Here is a 5,257-nt window from a genome sequence, read left to right on the forward strand (position 1 = left end):
CTAGTGACTTTTTCGAGGCTTGGTTCAAAACATTCTTACTCCCCACTTTAGATAAACCAGCTGTTATCATTATGGACAATGCAAGGTTTCATAGGATGAGTAAGCTAAAAGAGTTATGCAAGGAGCAGGGGCATAGACTTTTACCACTTCCTCCTTACTCACCTGAGTATAATCCCATTGAGAAAACATGGGCTCAAATCAAAAAACACCTCAGAAAAGTATTGCCAAATTGCGATACTTTTCTTGAGGCACTTTTGTCCTGCTCTTGTTTCAATTAACTATATTATTAAACTTAATTTTATAATCTTGCCGTTTCAAAATAGCATCATTTTCTTTCATTAGTGAAGACCTCCTTTGTTTGTTTTTTTGTTCCGAGCTAATTGAACTAAAATAGTAAAAGAAAATCCTAGACTCCTCCTTTATCAAAATCATCTAAAACTTGGTTAACAGCAGCATCTATCTTATCATAGAGATGGGCAAGGGTTCTAAATTGCTCTCCATAAGCAGAAGCATGGTAATCAGCCAGCTCAGTAAACAGATTCTTCATTTCTTCAATGACGGACATCCTGGAAGTTAACCAAGTCACAATCCCCATAGGATTGAGGTGAATAAAACGTTCTCTTGAGTTCAAGCGACTGTGATAGCTGATCATCCCTTTATTCTCCAGAAAACGAAGACCTGTGCTGGTGCTAGCTTTTGACAGACCAAGCTGCTCAATAATCTTATTAAAAGTAACACTATCTTCTTCTTCCAGCATGAGATAGGCTAAAATACTTGAAGGTGTACGTGCATAATCCAGCTGCATGAAGGCATTGGTGATTTTTTCAATATCTTTTAGTTTTTGCTCTTCCATCATTAATTCCTTTAGTTCATTACAAACTAAACTTATCATTTTAGGTAAGAATTGTCAAGAAAATAATAGGCTTTTAGCCAAAAACACCGATATTCAAATTGCCCTAAAGAGAGACTAAAGCCAATCTAATCTTGAACTACCTCCCTCGGTTAGGCTTCCTAAATTCAGTTTTGAGGGACCGCACAGTTCAGTTTCTCTTTTCTGATTTTGACTTTCCCTTACGCAAATACATATAATAGACACCAAACAAGCTTAAAATGAGCAAATCAAAAACGAATTGCCAGCCAAAAAGCTGAATACGATTCCTAAAAAGACTGGTCAATAGTATTAGTATGGCATCTGCCCAAAAGGCGATCCCAGCCAAGATAAAGACTGATTTGCTTTTGAAAAGATAGAAAACTGGAGTCAATATCCCACTCAATAAATTGCTTATCCATAATATCAAAAAGAGGATAGGATAGTGGCTAAAGTAAGTCTCAATAGCTGGCTTATAATGTTCTGCTAAATAAGCTTGATTGTGGGTCATCACCATGACAAAATCATAACAGCCAATCAGATTCAGAAAAAACATGAACAAGGTAAAGCCAATCCCAAAGACTGTTAATTTTTTCATTTTAGTATCCCCATTTCTTCAAAAGCTTGAACAAAGAAATCGCTGTTCAATAAGGCTAAGCCTTGATTGACATCTCCTAAAACCATAAGCCTATCGCCTTTTTTGATATTAAATAGTTTTCTCGCTCGTGCGGGAATGACAATTTGTCCCTTTTCACCAACCGTTACTGTTCCAAAGATATACTTCCCCTCTTTGGGCTTAGCAGCAAAAGAAGGGACATCTCCATTAATCAGTTCATCTAAGCTGATGTCAAAAATTTCTGCCAAACGGCTCGAAGAGATGATATCTGGCAAACTCTCTCCCAATTCCCATTTACTAAGGGTTTGGCGGGATACGCCTAACTTTTCAGCTAATGTTTCCTGAGAATAGCCTAACTTTTTTCTCAATTGAAGAATCGTTTCACTAATCATACTTTTCCTACCTCTTTTCTTAAAGCCATTATAGAGCGTTTTTATCCAACTTTCAAGCAAGTTTCGCTGGCAAAATAAGGAATTTTTGTTAAGAATCATAGCAAAAAAGAAGCCACATGGACTTCTTCTCTTTCTTATTCAGCATCAGCAGGCTTTGATTTTCTTGCGATATCAGCTAAGATATTTTCTGTAAAATCTGCCATACTTTCAGTATGCGTTTGTTTGCTGCCGTAGCGGCGTACGTTAACAGTGCCATCTGCCATTTCTTTGTCACCAACGATGAGTTGGTAAGGGATTTTTTGGGTTTGACTGGCACGGATCTTGTACTGCATTTTTTCGTTGCGTTCATCCACTTCTACACGGATACCGCGGTCACGAAGCGTTTTAGCGACTTCCCAAGCATAGTCAATGTGAGCTTCATTTGAGATTGGGATAACAGTGACTTGTTGCGGTGCCAACCAAGTTGGGAAGGCTCCCTTGTAGTTTTCAATCAGGATGGCAGTAAAGCGTTCCATAGTTGAGATAACGCCACGGTGAATCATGACTGGACGGTGTTCTTCTCCGTCAGCACCGACATATTTGAGGTCAAAGCGTTCTGGCAAGAGGAAGTCCAACTGAATGGTTGACAAAGTTTCTTCGTTACCAAGGGCTGTTTTCACTTGAATATCGAGTTTTGGACCGTAGAAGGCTGCTTCGCCTTCTGCTTCAAAGTAATCTAATTCCATATCGTCCATGGCTGCTTTGAGCATGGCTTGGGCATTTTCCCACATTTCGTCGTTGTCATAGTATTTGTGCGTATCTTTAGGATCGCGGTATGACAGACGGAAGCGATAATCGGTCAAGTTGAAATCTTCGTAAACATCAATAATCAGTTGTAGTGTACGTTTGAATTCGTCTTGGATTTGCTCTGGTGTCACAAAGGTATGACCATCATTCAATGACATTTCACGCACACGCTGCAAACCAGTCAGGGCACCAGATTTTTCATAGCGGTGCATCATACCGATTTCAGCGATACGAATTGGCAATTCACGGTAAGAATGCACATGGTGTTTGTAAACCTCGATGTGGTGTGGACAGTTCATTGGACGAAGGACAAATTCTTCACCGTCACCCATGTCCATAGTTGGAAACATATCTTCACGGTAATGATCCCAGTGCCCAGATGTCTTGTAGAGGTCAACAGAGGCAATTGGTGGCGTATAAACGTGTTGGTAGCCCGCAGCAATTTCCTTGTCCACAATGTAGCGTTCTAGTGTGCGACGAATAGTTGCACCATTAGGTAGCCAGAAAGGCAAGCCTTGTCCAACTTCTTGTGAAATCATGAAGAGATCAAGTTCTTTACCAAGTTTACGATGATCACGTTCTTTGGCTTCTTCGCGTCTTTGAAGATAAGCCTTAAGATCTTTCTTATCAAACCAAGCTGTTCCGTAAATCCGTTGCATCATGGCATTGTCAGAATTTCCACGCCAGTAAGCACCCGCCACATTGAGCAAATGGAAGACTTGGATACGACCTGTCGATGGCACATGTGGACCACGACAAAGGTCAACGTATTCACCCTGACGGTAGATGGTGAGACCACCTTCATCTTCTGAATGTTCCTCAATGAGTTCCAATTTGTATGGGTCGTTTTTGAAAATCTCACGCGCTTCGTCTTTGGTCACTTCTTCACGAATAGAAGGAAAGTTTTCTTTGACAATTTTCTTCATTTCTTCTTCGATACGGGGAAGGTCTTCATTAGAAATTTGCCCTGCTTGATTGTCCGTATCGTAATAGAACCCATCTTCGATAGCTGGACCGACACCCAGATGAATATCGGGGAAAAGACGGCGCGCAGCTTGGGCAAAGAGGTGAGCAGCTGAGTGACGCAAGATTGGCAAAGCATCCTCATGGTCAGGCGTGACAATCTCAATGCTGCCATCTTCTGTGATCGCACGTGTCGTGTCAATCAATTTTCCATTCAATTTACCAGCCAAAGCTTTCTTAGCGAGAGAGTTGCTAATGCTTTGTGCAATATCAAAAGTTGTTACACCAGATTCAAATTCACGCACAGCGCCATCTGGGAAAGTAATATTTATCATAATTGAGATACCAAGTCCGACAAGAAAACGACTGAAAAAGAAGAAACTGATAGGAAGTCAGGATTTCCTAGGAAGTTAATCTTTTTTCGAGTTTTCCAAGCGGGTTCAGTTCCTTTCTATAAATTTTTGTCTGTTTACTTGAACCTATATCCACAAGTAAAGTGCTTTTACATAAGAGATAGTTTTTTTGCTAATCAAGGTGGTTTTTTGAGGAATACTGACTGTATTTTGAAAAAAACTAACGATGAGTAGCGAAAAAAACTAGCCTTAGATGAAAGTGCTGAACTGTGAATACAGGTTCTTAGTGGTCGGCATGCAAACAGCTGCTGACCAAGCCATTTCGTTACTACAATTGGAGACTTTGTCGCTCCTATTATTCAGTGAAAATAGTGATAATTAGTTTACTTAGTCGTCAATATGCAGCTGCTTTTCCTTCTCAGACAGAAAAGTTTCCATTTCTGTCTGAATATCTACATCCAAACGGTCAGCTAATTCCAGCAGCCACCAAATATTCTCAGCTAATTTTTGTTCCAAAGTATAGGGGGTTTCATCATAGTAACGACCCAGTTTGGTCATCACTAGACGTTGGAGATTGCCAATATCATTGCTAAGAGCCAAGAGATCTTCTTCTACCGTCCATTTAGAATCATGATGCTTGATTTCTAATTCATGATAAGCCTGTCGAATCGCTGTGCTGCGACTAATGAGTTCATCTGTTAACATTGAAGCCTCTCTTTTTGTAAAAAATAAAGCGACCTCCCCGAAAGGACGTCGCAACGTGGTTCCACCTTCATTCGTGTACTGTAAAGAAACTTACTGACACCTCAGATCGGCTATATCGTAGCCACCGTTTTATGTTTGCATAAAAACTTGGAAGGAGTATTAAGCTAAATTTACCTGCGTCCTTCTCACCTACCGACGCTCGCTCTAAAGAAGTGATTTAACTCAACATGTCTTCGTATGCTATTATAACATGATAGAAATATTTTTCAAGATTTTTTCGCTTTTTTCTGATGATAACTATGAATACCTAAATTCTCAAAGTAAATTCTAGTCTAACACCAAAACTGGAAATTAGACTGAGACAAAAAAATAAGGTAGAACTTACTATGGGACAAGTTGGTAACTGACAATGAAAAACAAACACTTAACTCTCTCTGATCGCAACGATATTCAAATAGGAATTGAACAACTTAAGCCCTTCTCAGCTATAGCAGCTAAGTTAGGAAAAGACCCGTCCACAATCTCAAAAGAAGTTCGGAGAAATAGGGTGATAAAAGAGAACTCTAGTACATCC

At 39.8% G+C, this 5,257-nt stretch carries 7 protein-coding genes; 2 read left to right on the forward strand and 5 right to left on the reverse strand.

Annotated elements, in window-relative coordinates; all coding sequences use genetic code 11:
- Positions 1-278 (forward strand): IS630 family transposase (locus A3I7_RS0111190; protein WP_018376835.1); only part of this gene is annotated, 278 nt, incomplete at its 5' end.
- Positions 279-406: 128 nt separating this feature from the next.
- Here A3I7_RS0111190 and A3I7_RS0111195 read toward each other — a convergent pair.
- The 5 genes from A3I7_RS0111195 to A3I7_RS0111215 form a co-directional block, all read right to left on the reverse strand.
- A complete protein-coding gene (locus tag A3I7_RS0111195; RefSeq protein WP_026217243.1) occupies positions 407-856 on the reverse strand; it encodes a helix-turn-helix domain-containing protein in 450 nt (149 codons plus the stop codon).
- Positions 857-1,040: 184 nt separating this feature from the next.
- Complete coding sequence (locus A3I7_RS0111200; RefSeq protein ID WP_018376837.1) at positions 1,041-1,466, reverse strand: hypothetical protein; 426 nt, start codon at positions 1,464-1,466, stop codon at positions 1,041-1,043.
- Positions 1,463-1,876 carry a helix-turn-helix domain-containing protein gene (locus tag A3I7_RS0111205; RefSeq protein WP_018376838.1) on the reverse strand — a complete coding sequence of 138 codons (414 nt, stop codon included), beginning with the start codon at positions 1,874-1,876 and terminating at the stop codon, positions 1,463-1,465. The genes A3I7_RS0111200 and A3I7_RS0111205 overlap by 4 nt, the downstream gene beginning before the upstream one ends.
- Positions 1,877-2,010: 134 nt before the next feature.
- Positions 2,011-3,960, reverse strand: a complete 1,950-nt coding sequence (thrS, locus tag A3I7_RS0111210; protein WP_018376839.1) for a threonine--tRNA ligase — start codon at positions 3,958-3,960, stop codon at positions 2,011-2,013.
- Between the two features lie 405 nt (positions 3,961-4,365).
- Complete coding sequence (locus tag A3I7_RS0111215) at positions 4,366-4,683, reverse strand: MazG-like protein (protein ID WP_018376840.1); 318 nt, start codon at positions 4,681-4,683, stop codon at positions 4,366-4,368.
- Positions 4,684-5,092: 409 nt separating this feature from the next.
- On the opposite strand from A3I7_RS0111215, the gene A3I7_RS13840 reads away from it, so the two are divergent.
- Positions 5,093-5,257 (forward strand): helix-turn-helix domain-containing protein (locus tag A3I7_RS13840; protein WP_018376841.1); only part of this gene is annotated, 165 nt, incomplete at its 3' end.

The organism is Streptococcus orisratti DSM 15617 (assembly GCF_000380105.1).
GTDB lineage: Bacteria > Bacillota > Bacilli > Lactobacillales > Streptococcaceae > Streptococcus > Streptococcus orisratti.

Bases quoted from the DNA above. Each gene is read 5' to 3' on its own strand.
- A3I7_RS0111195 (WP_026217243.1), bottom strand. From the start codon at position 856: ATGATGGAAGAGCAAAAACTAAAAGATATTGAAAAAATCACCAATGCC.
- A3I7_RS0111200 (WP_018376837.1), bottom strand. From the start codon at position 1,466: ATGAAAAAATTAACAGTCTTTGGGATTGGCTTTACCTTGTTCATGTTT.
- A3I7_RS0111205 (WP_018376838.1), bottom strand. From the start codon at position 1,876: ATGATTAGTGAAACGATTCTTCAATTGAGAAAAAAGTTAGGCTATTCT.
- thrS (WP_018376839.1), bottom strand. From the start codon at position 3,960: ATGATAAATATTACTTTCCCAGATGGCGCTGTGCGTGAATTTGAATCT.
- A3I7_RS0111215 (WP_018376840.1), bottom strand. From the start codon at position 4,683: ATGTTAACAGATGAACTCATTAGTCGCAGCACAGCGATTCGACAGGCT.